The 21929-nt window shown below is 56.0% G+C and carries 20 protein-coding genes; 3 read left to right on the top strand and 17 right to left on the bottom strand.

What is annotated here, in order from left to right:
* The 3 genes from WAW39_RS30775 to WAW39_RS30765 form a co-directional block, all read right to left on the bottom strand.
* Positions 1-1560: DUF2779 domain-containing protein (locus tag WAW39_RS30775; RefSeq protein ID WP_422323700.1), on the bottom strand; the 1560-nt coding region annotated here is incomplete at its 3' end.
* Positions 1561-1579: 19 nt separating this feature from the next.
* Entirely contained in the window at positions 1580-5839 is a 4260-nt protein-coding gene (gene dnaE / locus WAW39_RS30770) for a DNA polymerase III subunit alpha (RefSeq protein WP_422323698.1), read from the bottom strand.
* A gap of 6 nt (positions 5840-5845) precedes the next feature.
* On the bottom strand, positions 5846-6298 hold the full coding sequence (locus tag WAW39_RS30765) for a LexA family protein (RefSeq protein ID WP_422323696.1): 453 nt from the start codon (positions 6296-6298) through the stop codon (positions 5846-5848).
* 632 nt (positions 6299-6930) lie between these two features.
* On the opposite strand from WAW39_RS30765, the gene WAW39_RS30760 reads away from it, so the two are divergent.
* Complete coding sequence (locus tag WAW39_RS30760; RefSeq protein WP_422323694.1) at positions 6931-7083, top strand: hypothetical protein; 153 nt, start codon at positions 6931-6933, stop codon at positions 7081-7083.
* A gap of 86 nt (positions 7084-7169) precedes the next feature.
* Here WAW39_RS30760 and WAW39_RS30755 read toward each other — a convergent pair whose 3' ends face one another.
* The 12 genes from WAW39_RS30755 to WAW39_RS30700 form a co-directional block, all read right to left on the bottom strand.
* A complete protein-coding gene (locus tag WAW39_RS30755; protein WP_422323692.1) occupies positions 7170-7370 on the bottom strand; it encodes a hypothetical protein in 201 nt (66 codons plus the stop codon).
* Between the two features lie 192 nt (positions 7371-7562).
* Positions 7563-10292 carry a DEAD/DEAH box helicase gene (locus WAW39_RS30750; protein ID WP_422323690.1) on the bottom strand — a complete coding sequence of 910 codons (2730 nt, stop codon included), beginning with the start codon at positions 10290-10292 and terminating at the stop codon, positions 7563-7565.
* Entirely contained in the window at positions 10289-12640 is a 2352-nt protein-coding gene (locus WAW39_RS30745) for a hypothetical protein (protein ID WP_422323688.1), read from the bottom strand. The genes WAW39_RS30750 and WAW39_RS30745 overlap by 4 nt, the downstream gene beginning before the upstream one ends.
* A 6-nt stretch (positions 12641-12646) precedes the next feature.
* Positions 12647-13867 (bottom strand): hypothetical protein, encoded by a 1221-nt coding sequence (locus WAW39_RS30740; RefSeq protein ID WP_422323686.1) that lies wholly within the window; start codon positions 13865-13867, stop codon positions 12647-12649.
* 163 nt (positions 13868-14030) lie between these two features.
* The gene (locus WAW39_RS30735; protein ID WP_422323684.1) at positions 14031-14807 is read right to left on the bottom strand and encodes a DUF932 domain-containing protein; all 777 of its coding nucleotides are present in this window, start codon (positions 14805-14807) and stop codon (positions 14031-14033) included.
* A 64-nt stretch (positions 14808-14871) separates the two neighbouring features.
* Complete coding sequence (locus tag WAW39_RS30730) at positions 14872-15054, bottom strand: hypothetical protein (RefSeq protein ID WP_422323682.1); 183 nt, start codon at positions 15052-15054, stop codon at positions 14872-14874.
* Between the two features lie 72 nt (positions 15055-15126).
* On the bottom strand, positions 15127-16635 hold the full coding sequence (locus WAW39_RS30725; RefSeq protein WP_422323680.1) for a hypothetical protein: 1509 nt from the start codon (positions 16633-16635) through the stop codon (positions 15127-15129).
* An 88-nt stretch (positions 16636-16723) separates the two neighbouring features.
* Positions 16724-16867 (bottom strand): hypothetical protein, encoded by a 144-nt coding sequence (locus WAW39_RS30720; RefSeq protein ID WP_422323678.1) that lies wholly within the window; start codon positions 16865-16867, stop codon positions 16724-16726.
* Positions 16868-16899: 32 nt separating this feature from the next.
* Positions 16900-17061 (bottom strand): hypothetical protein, encoded by a 162-nt coding sequence (locus tag WAW39_RS30715; RefSeq protein ID WP_422323676.1) that lies wholly within the window; start codon positions 17059-17061, stop codon positions 16900-16902.
* Entirely contained in the window at positions 17058-17282 is a 225-nt protein-coding gene (locus WAW39_RS30710; protein WP_422323674.1) for a hypothetical protein, read from the bottom strand. Before WAW39_RS30710 ends, WAW39_RS30715 begins: the two co-directional genes overlap by 4 nt.
* 87 nt (positions 17283-17369) lie before the next feature.
* The gene (locus WAW39_RS30705) at positions 17370-18425 is read right to left on the bottom strand and encodes a WGR domain-containing protein (RefSeq protein WP_422323672.1); all 1056 of its coding nucleotides are present in this window, start codon (positions 18423-18425) and stop codon (positions 17370-17372) included.
* A 131-nt stretch (positions 18426-18556) separates the two neighbouring features.
* The gene (locus WAW39_RS30700; protein WP_422323670.1) at positions 18557-19030 is read right to left on the bottom strand and encodes a hypothetical protein; all 474 of its coding nucleotides are present in this window, start codon (positions 19028-19030) and stop codon (positions 18557-18559) included.
* Between the two features lie 329 nt (positions 19031-19359).
* Here WAW39_RS30700 and WAW39_RS30695 point away from each other — a divergent pair, with 329 nt between their 5' ends.
* Positions 19360-19647 (top strand): helix-turn-helix domain-containing protein, encoded by a 288-nt coding sequence (locus WAW39_RS30695; protein WP_422323668.1) that lies wholly within the window; start codon positions 19360-19362, stop codon positions 19645-19647.
* Positions 19648-19692: 45 nt separating this feature from the next.
* Here the strand turns inward: WAW39_RS30695 and WAW39_RS30690 are convergent, their stop codons facing one another.
* Both WAW39_RS30690 and WAW39_RS30685 read right to left on the bottom strand, forming a co-directional pair.
* The gene (locus WAW39_RS30690) at positions 19693-20508 is read right to left on the bottom strand and encodes a RecB family exonuclease (RefSeq protein WP_422323666.1); all 816 of its coding nucleotides are present in this window, start codon (positions 20506-20508) and stop codon (positions 19693-19695) included.
* Complete coding sequence (locus tag WAW39_RS30685) at positions 20505-21104, bottom strand: hypothetical protein (protein ID WP_422323664.1); 600 nt, start codon at positions 21102-21104, stop codon at positions 20505-20507. Before WAW39_RS30685 ends, WAW39_RS30690 begins: the two co-directional genes overlap by 4 nt.
* Positions 21105-21587: 483 nt before the next feature.
* Between WAW39_RS30685 and WAW39_RS30680 the strand changes: the two genes are divergently transcribed.
* Positions 21588-21812 carry a hypothetical protein gene (locus WAW39_RS30680; RefSeq protein ID WP_422323662.1) on the top strand — a complete coding sequence of 75 codons (225 nt, stop codon included), beginning with the start codon at positions 21588-21590 and terminating at the stop codon, positions 21810-21812.
* Positions 21813-21929 lie beyond the last annotated feature (117 nt).

Here is a 21929-nt window from a genome sequence, read left to right as displayed (position 1 = left end):
TCGACCGCTGAAGACCTGCCAGAGCCTCACCATGGCGTAGGTGTCGAGTTTGCAATATGATTGGAGTTGACGCTCAATTTCGCTTTTTCGTTCGGGAAGGGTGCCTGGCGATATAGCTTCAAGAAAGGCTTCCATTGCCATGCCGCCATCTTGCACCCCATCAAGTTGGTCGTAGCTCAAGTCGGGAACGACGGCAGGTAAAACCGCTTTGATGCTCCAGCTGCCTTGCTGGCTTGGATGATAATAACGGTTACGAGCGACAGGCAGGAGATCGACCACCCTCTCGTTGATGGCAAGCAAAGGGGCGGCTAGGTCAGGATAGCGGTCTGCCAAGTCGCTAATGCGGGTTTTTTCGAAAGCCGCATTATAAACAAAGACCGGCCCAAGTTCACCACATGATGCGATCAAGCTTTTGGCAAATGCCTCCGATGGGTCGTTGCCCGCGACGTCGAGGAAAGAGGAGTGAGTCAATTGGCCGCTTTCCGTCAAAACGTGCAGGCTGAACTGGAATGTGATTTGCTGATAAGGCCGCGTTCCCTTCCAGATGGGCACGGCAAACATGATGCTTTCAAAGTCGAGGAAATAAGCGGGAAAGCCGTGGGGTGCCAGATCCCGTGCGGCACCCACAGCGTCGAAATAAATCGACCCGGCCACTGTGTGCTGTTTGACGAGAGACTGCTTTCCGTTGAGCATCTCGTCAGGCACCTCACGCAGATCGGTGATTCCCTGAGCGGCCAGTTGCTCGCGTTTGGTGGACGAGAATCGGGGCAGCCAGTCCACGGGAAACTCGGGCAGCACGACATCTTTGTAACAGTAGTTGCAGAAGCCGCATTCGAAAGGCGAGTAGCAGTGATCACCAACGGCAATCTCCGGCTCGGCAGGGAGAGCGGCAACGTTCTGGGCTTCGGCAATCCAGCCTTTAACTTCTTCGGTGCGACCAAAGGCTTCTGCGGTGAGGTCGCTTTCCTTGAGAAGACCTTGGTACTTGTTGTCGCCTGGATAGGTCCAGGTGCTGTCAATGTGCGCCAAAGCGACAGATTTTAAGTCGACTCCGCTGGCCTTTGCTGCGAACGCCTGAACCGCAATGTCGTCACGGTGATAATCCTTCACGCCTGTGGACGATTTGACTTCGACCATCCGCCAGCCCGGATTTTCGCCATTAAAGTCAGGCAGCATGACATCAGCAAAAGCCAGCGCCCCTTCCGCCTTGAAGCCAGCCTCAAAGACCGGCTGCTTGGAACTCTTGAGCAACTCTGCAGTGCGTGCGAATGCACCATCGAAGCCTTCCGCGCTCACATCAATAATATTTCCGCTGCCATTGGGATCATAGAGGGTCTGGGCAATGTCCCCAACCTGATGTCCAGTCTTAAACCTGGCCTCCGTGGCGCTTGAATCCTCTCGCAATTCGGGCCGATGGATCTCCAGCCACAGACGCTTAGGACACTGACGAAAGGCCATCAGTTTAGATTTTGAGAAGTGGCGCATTTGAAGGTCGTTTACGTTTTTGTGGTGGTCGCTTGCAGCAGGCGTCTTTTTCACATACCCCATGGGGTGGGACATTTATAGGGGGGGCGGCATTTTATTCGCCAGAAACCTTTCTGGGCTTCTCCACCCGCAGCACGTCCAGCGTGTAACCAGCTCCATTCTCGAACGGCTTCACCTCTCCCGTTACCTGCACGACGGGATAGCGGACAGTATTCAGTCCATAAACCCGGTAGGCGGCAGCGAAGATTTCGCACTCAACGATGCCCGAACGGTCGCAGATTGAGATGAACTTCATGGGCTGGCCGTTCTGCTGTTGGTGGGAGCGGCTGACGATGATGAGGCCACAGACGGTGACACGTTGATTGGGGTAACGGTGAAGGTCGGCAATCGGGCAGTAAGTGTTCCACGCAACCTGCGGGTGCAAATCAAGTGGGTGGCCGCTGACTGTGTAGCCGAAGAGTTCCAGTTCATCATGGAGCTTTTGCAGCGGGGTGGGTTCTTCACGGAAGGTGGCTCGGATGTCGTCTTCGCGGGCGGTGTGAAAGAGCCAGTCGGCCCCGGCATTCACATCACGCGAGCTGTGTAGGCAACGCCAGAACTGCTCCGTTCGGGAACTGCCCAGGGAATCAAATGCACCGGCACGGATGAGGTTCAGTGCTTCGGTGCCTTCGGGAAAAACACGTTCGCAGAAGTCGCGCACACAGGTGAACGCAGCGCGGGCACGTTCACTGCGCCAGCGAGCGAGAGTGGCGTCCGAGAGGTCCTTGATGCAGCGCAGCGGTGCTCGGATGGCTTTGCCCAAGGAGGGTGCAGGCGTGCCGTGATCCACATTGCTCTGTTCCACGGTGAAGACATCGCTGAAGATGTTCACGTCGGGAGAGAGAAAGCCGATGCCGAGGCGGCGGCATTCGAGGGTGTAGACCAGCGCGGAGTAGAACCCTTTGCCATTGGTGAGCACTCCCGCCATGAACTCGGCGGGGTGGTAATGCTTGGCATAGGCTCCCTGATAAGCCTCCACGGCATAAGCAGTGCTGTGTGCTCGGCAGAAAGCGTAGCCTTGAAATCCGGCCACAAGATCCCAGACATAGGCGGTGCTGCGGGCATCACGCCGACGTTCCTTGGCCGCCTGCATGAATTCGGCTTTCACTTCATTGATCTTGGCTTTGTCCTGTTTGACCAAGGCACGACGCAGCACGTCAGCACGGCCTGCGGGCAGCCCGGCGAAGGCCTCGCAGATTTGCAGGATGTGCTCTTCATAGGCGACGACGCCAAAGGTGGAGCGCAGCACCGGGGCGAGGCTGTCATGCGTGTAGTCCACGGGTTCAAGCCCCTGCGCACGCCGGGCAAATTGCGCCTTCTTGAGGCCATTGGCTGCACCGGGGCGGATGACAGAGACAATGGCCACAAGGCGGTCGATGTCGCGCACATCGGCCATGCAGGCAAGGCTGGTCATGGCGGGGCTTTCGATGTGATGCACGCCGCGAGCATTTCCGGTGGCGATCATGTGCCAGAGACCGGGATCACTCCACGGCTCCACGGGTTCGGTGCGGGCGGGCGATTCGGTGCCGCCATGAGAGCCGACTTCAAGGGATGGAAGATCAAGAGCAAGCCCCTGCGACTGCAAGGTGGTCTGGGTGTCCCGCAGCACGGCCAGACCGCCCTGCGCGAGGATGTCGAGCTTGATCAAACCGACCGCCTCCACGGCATCCATGTCAAAATGCGTGGTAGGCCAGCCTTTGGAGCTGATGAACGTGGGCGTTTGATCACGAATGGGATCACGCGAAAGCACCACGCCGCAAGGATGCATCTTCGCGTAGCGCGGGAATCCATCGAGCATTCCTGCCATGAGCATGGCCGTGCGCAGCGGCTCCTCCTGCCATGCGGTGTGGTCGCACTCACGCGAGTGCGCCACAGCATCGGCCGCGTGGCGTGCATCCGTCCACGGCATATGCTCGGTCAGGCGGCGGATTTCGTTCTCGGCGACACCGAGCACCTTGGCCACATCCGCAAACGCGGAGCGTGCCTGAAAGGTGTTGAACCCGCCGACGATGGCGGCGTGCTCGGGGCCGTAACGATCCAGCAGCAGACGCACCACATCGTCTTTGCGATCATGCGCGAAGTCGATGTCGATGTCCGGCAGCTTTTGCAGCGCCATGCGGTCGCGGTTGAGGAAGCGTTTGAAGTAGAGCTCAAAGCGGATGGGGCAGACGTTGCTGATACCGAGGGCGTAGCACACCAGCGAATCCGCCGCACTGCCACGGGTGATCCAGCCAATGCCAAGCTGGGCGCACTCCTGCAGCAGGTGCCAGACGGTGAGGAAGTACTCCTCGTAACCGACCTCCGCGATGATGGAAAGCTCTTCGCGCAACTGCGTCTCGTGCTGCTTTGCCTTGCTCCCATAGCGCCCACGCAGACCGTCATGCGCGAGTCGATAGAGCATGGCCGCAGGCGTGCTGCCATCGGCAGGGGTGTAGCGTGGGAAGCGCAGGGTTTTGAAATCGAAGGCAAACTCGCACTGCGAGGCGAGGTCCTGCGCTGCCTGCATGGCGGCAGCAGAACAACTCCATTGTGAGGGCGGATGAAAAGCAAAGTCACCGCGCCGTTTTTTAGCGTGCTTCTCATGCAGCAGCGTCAGCGTCTTCATACTCTGCACGATTTCAAAGAACACCTTGTCCTCCGCTTTGTGATAACGAATCTCCGGCAATGCCACGTCAGCATTGTCGGTGGCAAGGAGGATCAAGCCCTCCCGGTGTTCCTGCATTTGCGCCGGCGTAATACAGGCGTCGTTGTTGTATGACAGCAGGCGGCAGAGATTCTGGTAGCCGCGCCCATTCTGCACATAGGCCAGCAGGGGATTTTTATCGCAGCACAGCTCCGCGCCAATGATGGGCTTGATCCCGGCGGCGGTGGCGGCCTGGAAAAACGGCACGGCGGCGTGCAGGTTCCTGTCGGTGATCGCCACGGCTGGCATGTCATGTGCAGCGGCTGCTGCGATGATGGCGGGAATGGTGAGCGTGGAATCAAGGAAGCTGAAGCAGCTCTTCACATTGAGCGCAGGCACGGCGAGACCTGCTGTGTGGCGAGTGATTATCTGCGGGCCTGTGGCAGAGCCAGGACGCTCGCGCAGGACGCGGTTTGTGGTGGTGGCGCTGGGATCGGTGATGAGTTGCGGCTTGGGCAAAGTTTGCCGAGGTGCCTGCCTGTGCTGTGAAAGCCAGAGGTCATGCCCTCGCATGATGCTGCGGTGGCCACGGCGAAGATCATCCACAATGAGGGAAAGCGTGTGGAGGCGCTCGCGCTTCATGTCGGATTGCTCCAGCGGCAGCACATTGCAGAAGCCCGTCTCATACACCTTGGTGAAACGCAGGCCGATGAGGCGCACGCTGACCCGGCGCTCCCACGCACGGGTGAGCATTGCTTGCAGCAGTGGATATAGATCATGCTCCAGGTCGGTCGGTTCATCGAGACTGGAGGAGCGGGTCACTTCGTCCATGTCGTTGTATCGCAGGCGCAATGTGACGGTGCGGATGCTTTTACGATCCTCACGCACGCGGCGCATGAGGGTGTCCGCCATGGCCCGGAGACGGGCGATGATGAAGGCGGTGTCCGTGGTGTCTTGGTTGAAGGTTTCCTGCTCGCCGTAGCTTTTCGCGGCGGGTGCATCGCAGACTACCGGGCGGAGATCGTTGCCCAGAGCATAATCATGCAGGGCAGGGGCTCCACTGCCCACCAGCAGAGACAATTCATCCACCGGAGTGCGGGCGATGTGCTCGACCATGCGCAGGCCGGCGGTGTTGAGTTTGGCAGCCAAGTGGGGGCCGACCTGGGGCAGCCACTTGTTTTCCAACGGCCACAGAAACCTCTGCTCAAATCCTGGAGCCACTTCGATGAAGCAGTGCGGCTTTCGCAGCTTGCTGGCGATCTGTGAGACGAGCTTGTTCGTGCCCACACCCACAGAAACCGATAGCTTCAAGCTCTGCGCGATGGCCTTCTGCATTTTCGCGGCCGTATCACAGGCCTTCGTCTGCCGTGCGCCGTGAAGGTCCAGGTAGCATTCGTCAATGGAAGCCAGCTCCACGATGGGCGTGAAGTCGTAGGCATACGAAAACATGAGGTGCGAGAAGCGCTCATACTTGTCGAAGTCACAGGGCAGCACGACTAGGCCGGGGCAGAGCTTCCGCGCTCGTGCGGTTGGCATGGGAGTGTAGATGCCCAGCTTCCGCGCCTCATAGCTGGCGGAAGCGATGATGCCGCGCCGCTCGCCACCGACGGCCACTGGGCGACCCCGCAGCTTTGTATCGGCGGCTTGTTCCACAGATGCGAAGAACGCATCCGCATCGAAGTGCAGAATCATGGCGCATTAGCTCTTGGAAAGCCGCAGGAGCGCGATAAGCACCCCCTGGATGACCAGTTCCCGCGCCGGGATGAGGTCAGGATACTTCGGATTCGAGGCCCGGAGGTAAGGCATGCCGCCTTGCACGACGAAACGCTTCAGAGTCGTCTCGCCGTCGATCAATGCCGCGACGATGTCGCCATGTTTTGCTTCGCGGAACTCCATGATGACGATGTCCCCCTCCAGAATGGCAGCATTGCGCATCGAATCGCCCCGCACCTTGAGGGCAAAAGTGCGGGCGTTTTTAGGCAACCGCAGGGTAGTGGGATCGATGTCAATGCAGCCGTTAACCCGCCCCTCTTGAACCTCGGGCTTGCCAGCGATGATGCTGCCCAGAAGGGGAATCTGATGGCGAATCCAAGAGCGGGCTTGGGATAGCCAAAGGAGATCCAGATTATGGTCGGGAAACGTGGTGAACATGGCCCACTTGATACTGTTCTTTAGAACAGTATCAAGTCAGGAGCGAAAAACCCCTGCCTTCAATGGGGCTCGCCTCTGTTACAAACCAACATAGGCGCCAGACCAATCAAGCTGAAGGAGATGGTTGAAGAAGCGGACCACCTTACATCGCTATGTGGTCTCCGATCAAATTCCGTGGAACTATTGTGGAACGCCTGATTTCCCACTGGTCACAGGTGGTTAGGAAGAGCAATTCTCCAAAAAACCAGCACTTCGACAGAATCCCGCCCTAACGCCACGGCATTCAGTAAAAACCTTGTCTCACAATGCTATGTGGTCTGAGCTAAGGAGGCACAAGAAGCAATAAATGACTGAATATCAGTAATGTATTAAGGATACTAGGATTGGTTTGCCCAAAAAAAGGACCAGTTCGTACTGACAATCCAAGACCGTGCGGCTGGTGCTGCAAAATCCCGGTATTCAACGCTATGTGGTGTGCGGTTAATGCACGTGGGTCCAGTATTTAGAAAAACTGAATTGGCGATAAATAACTGATTAACAATGAGTTAATGAAATTTAAGAGGGTTGCATCCCCCTTAAAACCAGGAGTCTCGACTTCGAAATGCTTGGTAGTTAAAAGAAAAGCCCCTCTCGTGAGAGAAGCTTTTCCGATCCGCCTGCCGCAGCCAGATCCTTTAGGGAATCAGGTGCAGCTAGGCGGAGAGCCCGACGTGGTTGTCGAGCAGGCCATGGAGAGCTTCCGTGTGGCGGGGGAGTTCGCAGATGGAGATGAATTTATGGACTGACCGTTCTGCTGCAGGTGGGAGCGGCTGACGATGATGTCTGCATTTCGAAGTTCACATCTGCGCTCCAAATCCCTGGAGAAGGAAGGTTACATTCTGGATTTTACCGTGTTGTGGGCCTTCTTGGAGCTTTGTTTAGCCTGTGCGAGTGCGGCATCAAACAGGGCGCGGATGAATTCGGCCTTGTTGGCGTAGCCTTTCAGCGCCGCGAGTTTTGCCAAAGCCTTGTCTTTCTCGGCACTGATGTAGGCCCCTGCCAGCTTTGTTCCGCTTTGTCTTTGGTTCGGCATATTTGTGAAAATCTGGTCAAGGGGGCTTATCACCTGCAACAGCTATGAATCTGGCAGATGGTAAGCAAACAGAGGTGATGTGCAGGATCTCTAGCTGCAAAACGAAAATTTTCGTGCCCCTGAAAATTAAGGAGCGGATGATGAAAAGCCATGGATGGTGCATGCTTCTTCCGATGGTTGATTCACCATATTTTAAAGGCAGAGGTTCACCACGCAGAGAGGTTGTAGGCTCAAATTTCTGATATGCTGTGTTCCGTCAATCTTCTTGCGCAGTTCATCTCTGCACTTAGCGAGGCTCATCTCCAAATCAGGAATACACGATATTGATCGACCCAGACCGGGCAACTCAAGCCCCGCAAGAATCTGAATTGCCTCATCTGGCTCAACCGTGCGGAGAACAGCACCAGACACATCTGTTGCACAAATTATAACGCAATCTGGCCCAGCCCATGGACCTGTAGTCTTCCAGCGGGCGGAAAAAACAATCCACCATGCTTCAGATTCATTAACGCTTTCAGGTCGTTTGATGGTGTAGCAGCAACTGCCATCACTAGCCCTCAAAGCAGTGCGAAAGAACCAGTCTGTCACCGAGTCGCCAAAACCTGCCAATGCAGGCTTGATTTCCTGACCTCGGACCCTGCCTAGACTGGTGTTTCGGACCTCGGCATAATGGTCGCGGTCGAAGACGAGATAACAGTCCCTGCTTGGTCGCAGACCGCCACGAAATGCCTCTGGTAGAGTGAAGTGATAAACTCCTTTGAGAATCTTGTTTTCCGACGTGCGTGTCTCACGTAGAGAAACGCCCTGACCGGCAGCCGACCAGGCAAAAACCTGACGAAACGCATCCGGATTTAGTGTGGGTGATCCCTGGCCGTAGTTTTGAGGCATTCCCAATGATTCACGGAACAAGCCCTCCAAGGTGCTACGACGATTTAAAACGGCCTTAACAGCCTCATCAACGACGTCCTCAAGGACACGCTGATTGCGTCCCCAGGCACACGCTTGCATCAGCTCGGGAATGCTGATCGCTTCATGCACGCCCCCTAGGATCATCGTTGCGTAATCCTCATCAGCCACCAGGCCCATACTCGCCTGCACCGCAGCCAGTTTGGTGGCGATCTTCTGCGAGATCATCACGTCCCAGCTTTCCGGTGTGCGCAGGTTTGCCACGCGAACCTTGAGCTTCTGCCCGTAGCGGTCGAGTCGCCCAATGCGTTGCAGCAGGCGCATCGGATTCCATGGCTGATCGTAGTTCACCATCAAATGGCACTGCCGGTGCAGATTCGCTCCCTCGCTGCCTGCCTCCGTTGAAATTAGGATCGTCCCGTCCTTCTCGAAAGCGATGCGCTGTGCCTTGCGTTCATCAATGTTCAAGCCACCGTGAATTATCATCACCCGCTCTCCTGCCTGTGTGAGCTTTTCCGCGAGCGAACTTTGCGTCACACGATATTGAGTGAAGATCAGGATTCGCTCTCCTGCTTCTCGGAATCCAGCACCAGGCTCTATCAGTCCGCAGAAGGTCTGCCATTTGCTATCACTCTCTACAGCCCGCACCATGGTAACAACCTCTGCCAGAGCATCGCACTCAGGGGTTCCGCCCACAAACTCAAATTCTTCTCCCATTGACATGGCTTGCTCGTCTCCATTGCCTTGAGGCTTCGCAATTGTACCCCCCGCCTTTGAGAAACGCGACGTCATGGCCGCTTCCAGTGCGGCCCAGCTGCTTGCCGCTATTTTCTGAAAAGTGTGCATCGCCAGTGCACGCACCAATGCTTCGCCCTTCGTTTTCTCAAAGACCATCTCCGTCTGAACATACAGCGTCAGCCGTTGCAAAGCATTCTTTTCCCCAGCGGTTAGCGGTACATTCACGGTGACAGTCTCATGACCGAGAAAAATAGATTTACCTGACCAATCCACCGCTCGCTTCTTTGAAGTCCTCGTAAGGCAATCTTCCAGCGTTATCACATCTGTCAAAACCCCGCCCGGCTGTGAGGCAGACTCAGCCTCGATCTTGTCAGGTCGTGCAAGTTGCAGCAGGTAGGCAAACCGCAGGTCGTCACCTTGATGCGGAGTGGCTGTCATCAGCAGCAAGTGTGGTGAACGAGGACTGCCATCACCGTTCGCCTCCCAGCTCACCACTCGTTGCTGTGTGAGCCACTCTATGAAGCGGTAGTTCTGCGTGCGATACAGCTCTTTGCTCAAAAACTCTCGTCGTGCTGTGAGCCTATGCGCCTCATCGCACACGATTAAATCAAAAGGCGGAGCACCCTTCAACGTGTCTCGCAATCGTTCCTGCTTAAGAGTGTCGAGCGATGCGAGCACCAGCGTGTGAGAGTCCCAGTTCGCCGCCCGATCCGGCGTAAAATCACGGCCCGCGATGCTGAACCTCAAGCCAAAGTGTTCCTCCATCTCATCCTGCCATTGCAGTACCACACCTGCCGGACACAGAACCAGCACCCGCGTTCGAGAATCACGCTGCCGTAGTGTCGCAATGATCAGCCCCGCCTCAATCGTCTTACCCATCCCCACATCATCGGCGATTACATGCCCGAAACGTCGATGCGTGAGAATCTTCTCCAGCAGGAAAGCTTGATGAGGCATCGGCATGGTGAAAGATCGGATGAATGCCGCTGACTGGCTGTTCTCCGCCATCACCAGCGCCGCCCCCAGCCTCCTTTGCAGTTCTTCCACTCCACCCCACTCGTCGGCTTCGATACTCCGTCCGCTCTTCAATTTCGACAGTGCGTGCAACTCAGCCTCTGGCACCGAGCTCAGGCCCGGCACCCACTCAAACGCTACCTGACAGATGCGTTCATCGCTGAGTACACCCTCCTCAACAAGTCGCACGATCCCATAGCCATGCTCGGGATGCTCGGGCTGATAGACGCGGTCGTTGGGCTGGATAGAAGAAGCGTTGTTCATCGCGAATTATTGAAGGCAAACCACTGTAGGGGCAGATCGAAGAACGGAAGAAGCTCGGGCATCTCCGTGTTCATACGTTCGTGGCATGTGCGGCTCATCTCAACGAGACTCTCAATGTCAAACCAGGTGGATTCACTCTCGCTGATCCATTTCAACTGCCGTGCCACTCGCCTTGCTGGCGAGTTCATGTAAAAGCATGATGCATCGAAACGTGCGTCGATCATTGCCAGCCGGCGGAGTTCGCGCATCAGGAAGAGAAGAGGGGCTGTCATGCTTTGTCCAATCGCTCCCACCCAACGCTTGTTGCCGCTAGGTAAAAATCCAGACTTCAAGAAGTTCACGAGTGCATTTGCTGGCAACCCGGGCTGGCGGGCCAGTTCAAGCAATGAACAGGGCAGATCATTGAGATAAACAAAGTGATGAAGCTTTCGGAAATCATAAAAGATGCGTCGCCACAGCTCTGCGTCCTCGCCTGTTGCTCGCATATCGTTGAATTCGCGGTGGATGGCATTCACGAAGACATCGTTCAACTTCCGCTCATAATCTTTTGCTTCTAGTTGATCCAAGTCTGTGGGTATTAAAACCCGCCAGATCTCGGGCAGCTTGTTTTCCCAGAAGGACTTGATGTAGCGAGGTTGTGCACGAACACCGAGACATGTGCCGAGGCAAAGAAGGCGCAGCCAAGCTGCTTTGCCTGTGGCAGAGGAATGATCTTGCAGAATTCTGCGCCGAGATTCTGCGCTCCACTGCTCAGCACCGAAGACTAATTGGCCCATCCAGCCTTCAAGACCAAACTGTTGCGTGACTTTGCTCTCCTGGCCTCGCAAGCATTCGACAATCTCAGATACATCAATGCGTTCATCAGGTTCCAGAATATTTGGCGGTTTTGATCCGGGTGCAAGACCTCCATTGCTTGGCTTTGGTGTCACATTACGGAGCACTCTCTTTGGTAGCACTTCGTCTTCAGGCCGTGATGGCTTACCTGTCGGAACGAACTCTGCGAGGGGCTGTCGATCGCCGCTGCGAAGTTTTGCAACGGATTCAAAACCGGTCAGCCATCCAGTCCCCTGACACTTCACACACTCTTTGTTCGCGCCAGCGCACTCACAGGGTCTGCCAACCGACGACATGGGATATGGTTGTTGCGGATTTCCGGACGAGTCACCAAAATCAGAGAAATCCAGAACAACGCTCGCACCGCCAAGAGCCGTGGCGATTCGTTGGTCCAGATCAGGAAACAATTCTTGGACATACCTCAACCCTCCTGCTTCAAGCTTGCTGCGAATACGATTTAATATCAAAGGAATCTCACCGCCACCTCCTGTCACCACAAACCAATGCGCTCCGCTCGTCTCTGTCTGACACATCTGAAGCAGATCGTCCGTGAACTTGGCAATAGTGACATCCATGCAATTCTCTTCTAAAGTGGCCGACCGATTGCCGACAGCCCACTGAGACGCTTCTCCGCCATATACTGTTCTCTTGCCGATTTCGAATTCCGAATGAGGCAAATTGCTAGGGTCCACTCCTCCTGCTCTGATCAAGTCTTGGAGTGCATTGTCCAATGCTGCAACACCATGCTTGTATGAATATTGGCATTCGACCTTAATCTCAGAGGACGCTAAACACACGGCTATGTCAGTGGTGAAGGCTCCAATGTCTATTGTTACGAGTTTAATTGGGAATCCTCCGGCGGTGGCTTTTTTTGCAGCACAGATCAAAGGGGAGTTCGGGTCGAAAATGCTTCTGAGGAAAGCAATTGGAGGGGTGTCTGGGAATACGTTGACGTGATTTCTCCCTTTGGAGGCTAAGCCCAACACGTTTGCTTTAGGCTCTGCAACGACGAGCAACTGTGATCTTGCCCAACCGGCACCTTCCAATGCATCCAGCAAGCGACAAACCCCAATTTCTTGACTGCGTGGGTCAAATTCAGGAACACATACTCGCACCAAAGCCTCGCCAACTCGATAACGCCGACGCAATTTGTCTTTCAGCCAGCCAAAGAAGCTCTTCGCTACCAAGGAATCCTGTGCAACTTCCTGTTCTGTGGTGTCGGCATCGAACAAGGTCGCCTTCCAGTTTCTAAACAAACGTGCGCTCGGTCCAGGAGTTGATAATGCCGCGTCATTACCGAATTGCCATTCTCTACCCTCCCCAGGGTCGAGTACGATCGATGGGACAAGAAACGCCCCGTCGATTTTAATTGGTACAGAAGGTGAAGTAAATCTGTTCTGCGGATTTGAACGTTGAGGATCAAATTCCCAACGCTCTCGCCAAGCCAGCTTGGTATATGAAGCCCCCAAATCAATGGACAGAACTGGCAGCAGTTGTTTCTCGGTAGGATTCATAGCCACTTAAACACGTTGAACTCTTGCCCGCTCAATCACTTGTTCACCAAGGCGCCAACCTGTTTGTACTACAATTACTGAATCATCACGCAAAGCGCCACCCAAAGAGTCCTCATGGCGATTCGGATCAAAGGCAATGGTTGCTCCCATTTTCTCAACTGTTCTCATGCCTAGATTGAAAGCCATCGCCTCCGTCACCATGAGGGGATCAGATGCAGTTTGAATCTTGTTGATGGCAATCGACACCAACTTTGCTCCCTCAGCAGTGATCCGAGAGGCTGAGTTATGCCTTAGTTTTCCAAGGTAGCGAATACCGCAGGCATCATGATCTTCAACCCCTTCGGGCATCATGCTTTGAAGTTCTGCGGACAAACGGTCAAGCTCGGTCAGTGCGGCATGTATGTGCTCATCATGTGGGACACTCAGCATTGCCGCTGAGGTCGAGACAAGTCGTCGGCAGAACTCCCGGCCATGAGTTCTCCAACCTAACTTCACTTCCCCAAACAAATCCTTCAGAGTCGCACGAATCACATCGAGTGGTAGTCCGCCCAATGCCAGCACCACAGCCCGAACGAATTCATCGAAGAGTGCTGTATCGTTCCGGATAATCGTCAGGTTGCGCTCTAATGAGCCCACGTTTTTGTTGCATTCCGTCAACAAACATCTGGTGAACTTGCCGTCCTTGTCCCGTCTCAGGGCATGCTCAAGCAATTCTTCAATGCTCGTGAAAATACGAGTTTCGGGATTTACGATGAATAATGTAGCACTCTCTGGAAGTTGTGCAGCAGGAGCACAAGCAACAAACCAGTGAGCCAGCACGGACTGCATGGCTTCCTGCGGCGATTTTTTAAATCGCTCGATCACAACGTTCGATTTATCGACTCCTTCGGTTCCTCCATTTTTACCGCCAGCGCCTATCCACAATTGCAGACACCTAGGAGTCGCCGCTATTTTCAAAACACTATCCAAACTCAAAGCCGCAATCTTGGCCTCCATTTTTCCGAACACGAATTCGGCCGTTTCTGGTAGATTCCCCTTTATCAAAGCCTCCATGTTCTCAATTGGAACATCTGTCAGTGCTTCTTTGCATAACATATCGTGCAACGATCTGAAGGCATTTTTAGCTGGCTCTGTGCGTGATTTTGACAGAGCGGCGGCGAAAGCCGCTTTGTCTTTCAAGTTCTTGAATGCCTTCAATATTGCTTTGTCGCACGGGTTGGTGGTCATGGTGGAGTTTTTCGTCGTCAGACTTCACCTGTCTGAGACTGATTTCAATCTTACTTCTTCTGTCTGATCTGCCCGCCTCAGCAGCTAAAAAAAGACCCCCGCATGAGCGAAGATCCTTTTCCACACCGCCTACCGCAGCCTGATTCTTTGGAATCAGGTGCAGCTAGGCGGAGAGCCCGACGTGGTTGTCGAGAAGGCCGTGGAGGGCTTCCGTGCGGCGGGGGAGTTCGTTGAGATTGCCCTTCAATGTTTCGGTGAACGCATTGAAAAGGCTCCAGACGTTCCGTGGCTGGAACTCCTCATGACGTGGCATACGCCATTCATGCAGCACCAGCGGGATCTGCCGATTGGGGCAGACCCCGACATCTAGGGCTCGAACCACGAGATCGTGGGCCGTGCGGTCGTCGAGGTCAGTGAGTTTGTAGTTGGCGATGCGACTGTCCTGATGGTGCCAGCGCTCCATCAGCCTGCCAACGGCGCTCTGAACGAGGCCGGGCAGATCACGCACGATGAACCGGGTGTGCTTGCGGGCGAGTTTGACCTCCCCGTAAAACGCGAGGTTGTCGCAGCAAAACACGGATGAGCCTGCCACGATGCCGGCGGGGAATGTCTTGTCGTGGCTGTTGCGCAGGCCGAGGACCCAGCAGTAATCCTTGTCGTGTTCACGACGCTGGATTTGCATGAGACCGAAGTAGCGCATCCCGTCGTGTGTGAGGCTGTGGGCCTGAGTTCCGACGCTCAGGCCGTTGCTGTGGAGGGTGCTCTCCACATGTTTCACGAGTTCGATGTGCGGAATGGGACTCCAACTTTCCGTGGGATGCGGAGTGGGGACGGCGATGATTTCCTTCCGTTCAGCGGCACGGGCACCGCAGTGGAGGATGAGGTTGGGATGGGGACGTTGAATGAACGTGGGGGCTTCGAGTTCGAGATGAGCAATCATGATGATGTTTCGTTTAAGTGTTAGGGTTGAGTTTGAATGAGCGTCACCGGTTTTGGATGAGGCGCTAAATGCGTTCGATGACGGACACGGCGAGTTTCTTGGCATCCAGCCCGCCGCTGGTGAACCAGCGGCGGTAGCCATGCACCTCCGTCCACTGCACCTTCACGGTGCCGAAGTTGGTGATGATGGTGGCCCGTCGTGGGCGCTCTTCCTTGTCGAAGACAAGGCTGGAGATGCGTGGTGACATGATGTGAAAACAAGGCGGGCCGGGGCATCTGGTGGATGCGCCCGGCCCGTGCCTTGTGATTGTGGGTTGATGCTAGATGCGGACGCCCTGCAAACTGCGCAGGGTTTGACGCACGGTTTGGATCTCCTTCTCGCTGGCCTTCTGCTCGCGCATGGACTGGCGGATGTGATCACCGAGCCGGGTCAGGCCGTTGATGGTTTCACGGAATCCGGTCTTGATCGCCTCGATCTGCACGAGGGCGGCTTCCAGTGAGGATTTGGCTTCTTCTTTGCTGGTTGCTGTCTGAGCACTTGGAGTGCTGGAGCCATTGGCTCCTGCGCTTCTGGTTTGTCCGAGAGTGGGTGTGTTGGTTTGCATGGGTGGTGGTGTGGGTTGTTCCGCTTGTGGCGGAGGATTGTTGCTGGGTGTGGGTGCCGCCGTTGCCGGCGGCGGGGATGCTGCGGCACTGGGACCGCCATTCATGCGCAGGGGCATGATGATCATCTGCCGCCCGGCCAGGCTGAACCTGAGGGGTGACATGGAGTCGATGATTTCAATGCGTGTGAGACCAAAGCGCAGCGCCTTGAGCAGCGTGCGGCGGTCGAGGAAGATCGTGGTATCTGGGCCGGTGGCACAGGCTTCCTGGATGTCGATCTTTGTCCATGGCAACTCAGGCCGGGATCTGCCCAGCAGACGGAAGGCGTTGCCGGCAACATCAAGGCCGATGGTGTGATGTTTGTCGTCACCAAGGGGCAAGCGCTGCACCGCCACCATCACTTCATCCACGGCCTCCGGATTGATGGAGACCGTGGTTTGGTAAGAGGCGGAGCTGGGCAGCACCGTTTTCCATTGGGGGTAGTTGCTGTCGATGCTGTGTGACTGAAAGCGCCAGTGGTCGCTGGCGATTTCAAAACAGGGCGGTCCATCGTCTTTGGCTGGCATGGCCCGGAGCTTCCATTCGCCATCCTGCTGAAAGCCTTTCCAGCCGAGGAACTTGTGTTCCGTGATGAGAATGGATTCCTTCAGAGGAAGCGAGAAACTGTTCGAGCTGAACAGGTGATGGCCATCCGTGCCGACAACGTAGTGAGCGCTGTCGTCGCGGACATCAATGAACGCTCCGTTGAGAACGGGGCGGGCGGGGTCAGTGCTGGCGCATTCAAGCGCCTCATGGATGGAGGAGCGCAGTGCCTCATGAATGGCGATGCTGGTTCCATGCACCTCCGGCTGAAGAGGGAACTCTTCGGGTGGGGCGGATTCACACTGATGTTCGGCGCTCTGGCCGCCCACTGGAAAACGAATGGAGATGGCGTTTTTGCTGATTGGGACGAGTTCGATGAGATCGGTGCTGCCGCAGCTTTTGGCGATGTTGTTCAAATCGCCGAACGGAACCAGCATAGCGGCCGGTTCGGCCTGGCCTCGATGGTTCATCGAATAGGTGGCGGAGCGGTCCAGATCCGTGACCGTGAGGTCGATGAGTCCGGAGTCGTGACGACGCACGCGGACTTGGCCGAGAACGGCAAGGGTGATGCGTTTGGGGATGACCTTGCCGAGACCCGCGAGAGCGGTCCTCAGTTCGGCGACAGGAAGTGAGATGGTTTGCATGGGTATGGATATGTGTTGGGTTGAAGTGGAGATGAAAAAGCCATGGACACTTCAGTTGGAGAAGCGGCCACGGCACGGTGCGGGTTGTTTATTTGATGAATCGTCGGAAGACGACGAATGCGGCGACGATGAGAACTGCCAGCAGGAGCCAGTGATAGCTGACGACCACGAGGCAGAACCCGGTGATCGCCAGCAGCACGATGGCCTGCAGACATTGAGTCCAGGTGGGCATGGTGAGGAGTGTTGGGTTGCGAGCGCTGCCGCTCAGGGTTTGTCCTGCTTTGACAGGGCACCGAGCACCTGCACCACGGCGAAGCAGACCAGGCAGATGCCAATGGTCTTCAAGCCATCGCCGATGGGCGTGTAGTCAGGTTGGGACTCAATACAGCCGGAGATGAGCAGGATGGGGAAGAAGAGGCGGTTCATGGGCATGCGTTGGCCTCCTTGGGTGGAGGTTGTGATGTCCCGCTGCTGATGAGCGTCTTGCCGTTGGGAGGTGGCATCACGATGATGACCTCATGGTGGATGGTCTGGTATGGTGTTGGCGTGCCATCCAAAGAGGGCTTCTTGTGGCAGGCGACCAGCGTGGCAAAAACCACACCGGTCAGTATCGAGTGAGACAGAGAATGAATTGAGAGGTGCTTCATGGGTAAGGTGTATAGGTTAAAACGCCGACAGCCCACGCACCCGGTGAAGGGCAGGTGGGCTGTCAGGCGTTGAGTTGAGTTATGGGGTTAAGCAGCAGCTTTGAACTTAAGCTGCCCGGTGGTGCAGTCGGTGCGCTTGATGTCATCGCGCCGTCCCAGATACACAGGCTGATAAACACAGCCGCTTTCCGGGAAGGCGTAAAGGTAGCGCACCTCCACGATGTCTCCTTGGGAGGGGACCGCGTGGTTTGGCGGGATGGTGACGTTCCCGGCTGGGACCGGTTGTTCATCCTGCAGAAGGGCAAGACTCACGCTGCGCTGTTCATTGATCTGGCTCACCAGGAAGGAGGCCGTCTCGTAGAATTTGAGCTTGAGCGCAGGGCCGCCACTGGCTGGGCGACCAGGGGTGTATAAGGCATCCAGACGCTTGAACACGACGCCTTCGGCTTTGCTGGACTTGAGCTTTTCCAGCATCGCCTTCTTCGTCTCCTTGAGGATGGTTGTGGCGGCGGTGCAGATGCAGTCGCTCCCTGACGGAACGATGTTGTTCAACGCCACTAAGCGCACTCGGTAGGGCTGGGATCGGAGATCGGTTCCATTGAGTTCGAGCAGGTCGAAGGCGATGAATTTCTCGCCGACACACTCGCCGTCGAGAATGAGCTGGCTGTTGAGTGCTTCAACTGCTGCGGTGAGGTGCTGCGGCATTGAGACGATTAAACCTGAGCGGTTGATGCCATCGGTGCCCTGCTCGTTGCAGCGGATGAGGAGGCGCCGGCCGTCGAACTTCTCCTGCATGACCCATTGCGGGTCACGTACGAGCGACACGGCTTCATCCTGCCCAATCGGATTGAGCAACTGTGGCAGGATATTGGTGGCCTGCTGCGCTTTGTCGCTGTGCTGGTAGGGCGTGCCCGACTCGCCGGGCGTGTAGCCCTTGGCGGTCTTTTCGCGCACCAGCTTGTCGAAGATGCTCTTCGCCTTTGGGTAGTCCACGGGGGACTGGGTTTTGGTTCCGGTGGTGAGCGCGGAACCGCGTCGCCCGTAGGCGAAGTGGACGACGAAGCCGCCGTCCTTGGATTGAATGCCCGCCTGATAGATTTTGTCAGACGAGCCGTCACGGAAGTAGAGCGTGATGTGTTCCATGGGGTGGATTCTCCTTTCGGTTGGGTGTTGTGGTTGAAACAAAAAAAGCCGCCCACGGTATGTGGACGGCTCTCGTTGTTGAAAATATGAAGGGTATTCGAACGGCTTATTCCATTTTATAGGCTGTGAATTCAGGGTGAGACCATTAGCTCTGACGCGGTGGTTGCTGCACGTTTTAAAGAGCGGGTCATAAAAAAGCCGTAGCCAAACAGGCACGAATTGACGAACCACAAAATCACCGGCCCAATCGAAATCTCGTCCCAAAAAAACCACGAGCTAAACGTAAAGAGTGGCACCCAGACCAGCAAAGAGAGAAAGGCTAGTGCGAATGCGACCATTGCGGAAACAACCTCTGAGAATCGAGCCTTCGCTGTTGGTGCGATAGAGTAGTATGCTTGTCGAAGCGGCGGTATGGCAGAACAGCCTAAATATGCAATGACGAGACCACCAACACTTGCTACTGGAACAACGATGGTACGCAGTCCAAAGCTCCAGAGCACTATGATGCCAATAATGCACCAGGCAATGTCCCACGAATGGATGCCACGGACTGGGGGGTTAACAGTTGCGTTCGTGTTTTTGCGCAGGTGCTGACCAGGTGTCATGAGGGCAGGGGCCTTGTGGTTGCCTGGATCATCGACCCTCGTCTCATACTGACTAACAACCAGGGGCATCGTTCTGTCCGCCAGTGGATTTGGCACAGTGAGGTGCGTCAGACAGGCCGGACATGGTGCTGAGGTTCCAATCTGCTTCGGTGTTGCCGAAATTCGTTGCCCACAATGAGGACATTCAAATCTGAGATCCATAGTCAAATTGGGGTTGTGTTGACGGCTGATTCTGACCCGCCTGTGTTCTGTGGGTGATTTCAAAACCTTCCGAAATCGGAAGCTATTCTAGGGGGTGAATTGCTAGGGTCAACTTCCGAAAACGGAAGATGGCAGCCTCTCAAAACATCGTTGGAACCAAGATCAGGGCGATTCGCCGTGAGAAGGGGCTGACGCAGGCAATGCTGGCAGCTAGATGCGGCATCCTCGGCTGGGACATCGGCGAGAACACGATCACAAAGATTGAGACCAATGTGCGCTGTGTCGTTGATGCTGAGATTCTCTGTCTGGCCAGTGCGCTGGATGTGCAGCCCGTGAATTTGCTGCCTGAGCCAGACAAGTTGAAGGCCGTGATGAAATCATATTTTGGCTCCAGCTCTTCGCAGATAGATCGTTGAAAATGAAAGCGGCTCCGGTGGGCATTCCCGGAGCCGCTGGTGTGCTCAGTGCCATCGTTTGCACTCGTTGAAGAACTCGCAACTGCCGCACTGCAGGCCAGGTGCGGGTACGAAGTCCTCCATTTCCAGTCCTCGCACGTAGGAGTGGATCATCCGCAGGAGCTTATCCTGCTGCTCCTGGGTGGCTGGCCCGCTGCGGGTGACAACTAGCTTGGGCGTTTTGAGCCGCACCAGATGATGCAGTTCAATGCCGCTCTCCTGCCGGTCGGTCGCCTCGCGGTAGAGCATGGCATACGAGGTCGTCTGTACTTCGGTGAAGTGCAGCACCTTCTCGCTGTCGGGTGTGCGGCTGGTCGTCTTGTAATCGACGATGCAGCCGCCCTTCCGCACGAGATCCATGATGCCCACGAGCCTGGGCAGTCCATGACGGGCAAGGTCCAGCTCGACCGAGACCTCCACACCTTCGGGCCGCTCATCCAAAGGGATGGGCGTGTCACGCAGGTAGGTTTCCAGCAGGGCGAAGGCACCAGCCTTGGTGCTCGCTTCATCATCCCCCCAGTTGATCGGCTCATCCTCTTCGGCATTGGCCCAAGCCTGATCAAACACAGTCCTGACCATCTCATCAAGCAGCGGGGCTTTGCGCCAGCGAGCAAGATTCCACTGCTGCAGGACTGCATGAACGACGGTACCGACCCGCATGGCGGAAGAGGGCTTCTTCGGTTTGCCACTGAGGTAGCGGAAGTAGAACTTCAACCGGCACGACAACCACGTCCCCAAACGGGACGCGGAGATCGTTTCCAGCAGTTCGTCCTTGGTGCGGCCGACTTTGGCCACAGGCTCGTGATCGGGTGATGCGATCATGACGTGAGCCCTCCAATCACCGGTTTCGACGCAGTGCGGTAGAGGGCAGGGGAGCCCGCAGTTTCCCCGCTGGGATGACCATTTCCATTGCTGCGCGGCTTTCCGTTGCGCCTGACGCCAGCGTTGTAGCGCTCGAACAGCTCGTCGATCAGACCGCTGGCCTGAAGTCGATCAAGCTGGCGGACGCCGGTGCCGAACATCTCCAGCGCGATCTGTTCGACCTCGCTTTTGTCGATGTTCTTCTCTCGCACGACCTTTTCGATGAGGCCGCGTTGCTTGTCGCTGCAACGCCATGCTCCAGTGCTGGAGCCGTTGGTGTGTCCGTTGCCGTTGGCATGTGGATGTGTTCTGCCATTGGTGGCGGGTGGGGCGGCACCGTTGGTGGCGCTGCCGTAGGTATGGGCATCGGGCATGAACCCGACTTCCTGGATGGATTGATCCACCGCATCCTGCAGGAGGCGGTAGAGCCTGCTGCTTTCCTGCTCGACCTGCGAGAGGTCGGTCAGTTCCGTGCGAATGGAAACGGAGTATTGATGAGAGCTGTAACCGGGAAGGCCCAGCTTCTTTGCGTAGTTTGCTTCGAGGACGATAGCCATGATGTGATTCTCCTTGCGGTTGATGTTGGGATGACGGCACAAAAAAGCCCGGCTTGTGGGCCGGGCTTGAGGGTGACGTGGTGATGTTGATCCGGTCATTGATGCCGGTCCGATGGATCAGATCGGACCGTTTCCTCGGCGACGATACACCGATTCAAGTCAGCCGCATTCATGCGTTCAAGTCCTTCGGCGACCAGACGGCTGGCGAGAGCAGTCATGGGCACACGTTGAGCTTTGGCAGCATGGTACAGCGGCGAGATGAGGGGGCGTAGCAGGCGAGGGGAATAGTATTTCCCTTGGGACATGGATGGATTCCATACCGCCAGCGGCGGCAGTGCTCACCACTGCTTCACAAGGAAGCTTTGAATTTGCCCAGGTGACGGGCAGGTGTGGCGGAATGCCACGATAGGAACGGCTCAATCGAGCCAGGAGCTAATGCTCCTCCCAATAGATTATGGCCGGATTCGGCCAGAAACGCGACTCATGCGCCAAATCGCCATCGACGTAGTAACGGAAATAGGCTTCGATCACGATGCGCAGTGCCAACTAGGCAAGCGCGGCGACGATCTCCGCATGCTGGCGCAGCCAGAGTTAATGAAACTGGCCCACGCGGTCTTCAGACTTCTCGGCGGCGGGCAAAGGGTGGTGGCGAAGGAGGCAAGACCGCCAGCGCTGGTTAGAGCGGTGTCGCAATTAGTGGAAAAGTGATTAGCCGACTAATTGGCGGAGATGGCGAAAATCGCCACTGTGCTTGCCACCGCAGTGCTCTGCCTGAGATCATTTAGACATGCTAATTGTGTAAAAGTGCAGACTTTGGACTGCTTT

This window comes from Prosthecobacter sp. (genome assembly GCF_049294395.1).
Lineage (GTDB): Bacteria > Verrucomicrobiota > Verrucomicrobiia > Verrucomicrobiales > Verrucomicrobiaceae > Prosthecobacter.
The sequence above is the reverse complement of the archived record's forward strand: the minus strand, read 5'-3'. Positions and strand labels throughout refer to the sequence as shown.